The 1,474-nt window shown below is 73.3% G+C and carries 2 protein-coding genes; both read left to right on the top strand.

Features of this window, described 5'->3' with window-relative positions:
* The coding region (locus E1264_RS44980; RefSeq protein WP_207937030.1) for a hypothetical protein at window positions 1-295 on the top strand (295 nt) is incomplete at its 5' end.
* A 250-nt stretch (window positions 296-545) separates the two neighbouring features.
* Window positions 546-1,474: NYN domain-containing protein (locus tag E1264_RS42545; protein ID WP_132183238.1), on the top strand; the 929-nt coding region annotated here is incomplete at its 3' end.

Raw genomic sequence — 1,474 nt, 5'->3', positions numbered from 1 at the left:
GCGACCGCCTTGGAAGGCGGCGGCGGAGCCGTCCGAGCGCCCCCGGCCGGACCCGCCACGCCACCACCTCCCGAGCCGCCGGCCCGGAGGACTTCTGGTCGATGTCAAGGTGCGCCTTCCGGGGCCTGACACCGATATCCGAGTACGGGTCAAGGTGGACACCCCGCGCAGCATCCCGTTCCGGGGCCCGGGCGCCACGCCGCGGCACGTCCGCCACAAGGTGCCGCACCAGGCCACGAAAAAGGCCGGTCGCCATGGGCGGTTGAAGCCCGGGTCGCGGGAACCCCGGGACTGAAGCCGTGACCTGCCCGTTCCCGTAAAGATCATGAGGAAGCGCGGGGCCGGGGCCGAACGGCTGGTAGCGTCCGCCGCGGCTCCCGATTCTTGTTACCGGGGAGTCGCCAACCAGCGGCTTGCCATGAAAGAGTGGCGAATCGCCGTATTGGCCTACCGGGTTGACCCGCTTCACTACGCTATAGGCGACCCGGGACACTAAGCCGGATGGGCATGCCGTGAAGTCCCGTGTTGAGGAAGGGCGGTGTCGCATGGATCGCTGCGCGCTGTTCGTAGACGCCGGCTACCTGCTGGCCGACGGCGCGATGGCGGTGCACGGCACCCGCCACCGCGAAACGGTCTCCTGGGACTTCGGCGGGCTCCTCCAGCTCCTCGGCAACCTCGCCAGGGAACGCACCGGCATGCCGCTGCTGCGCTGCTACTGGTACGAGGCGACCGTCGAGGGCCGCCGCTCCCCCGAGCACGAGGCGCTCGCCGACCTGCCCGGCCTCAAACTCCGCCTCGGCCGGATCCGGCCGGGCCGCCGCGAGGGCGTCGACACCGAGATCCACCGCGACCTGATGACCCTCGCCCGCAACGGCGCGCTCACCGACGCCGTCCTGGTCACCGGCGACGAAGACCTCGCCCAGGTCGTCGCCGACGCGCAGGACCTCGGCGTCCGCGTCACCGTCGTGCACGTCGCCGTCGACGGCAACTGGACGATCTCCCGGGTGCTGCGGCAGGAATGCGACGACCTCATCGAGATCGGCTCCGGCCACCTGCGGCCCTACGTCAACCTGCTCACCGGCATGGACGGAACGTCCGGCGCCTCGCTCGCCGGCTCCTCGCTCGGTACGAGCCCGCTGTCCAACGGGCACGGCGCCAACGGCCACGGCGGCAGCCTCGGCCACCTCCAGCCCGCCGCGCACAACGGCCCGCCGCCCTCGTCCCCGATCTCCGGGCAGCCGCCGGCGTCGGGCCTCCCGCCCGTCCGCGACCTCGGCCCCGCGATGAGCGGCGGCAGCGGGATGGGCGCCACCGGGACGGGCAACCCGGGGACGACCGGCGGCCCCGGCATGACCACCGGTCCGATGCCGCTGCCCGGCGGCGCCACGGGCGGGACGTCCTACAGCACCGGCGGCCAGCACCTCCCGCTCCAGCCCGCCCCGGCCCCGACGTCGGCGTCCGGGCCGTCCTCGAC

The organism is Actinomadura sp. KC216 (assembly GCF_004348535.1).
Taxonomy (GTDB): domain Bacteria; phylum Actinomycetota; class Actinomycetes; order Streptosporangiales; family Streptosporangiaceae; genus Spirillospora.
Note: the sequence above shows the minus strand (reverse complement) of the source record. Positions and strands in the feature narration are given on the sequence as shown.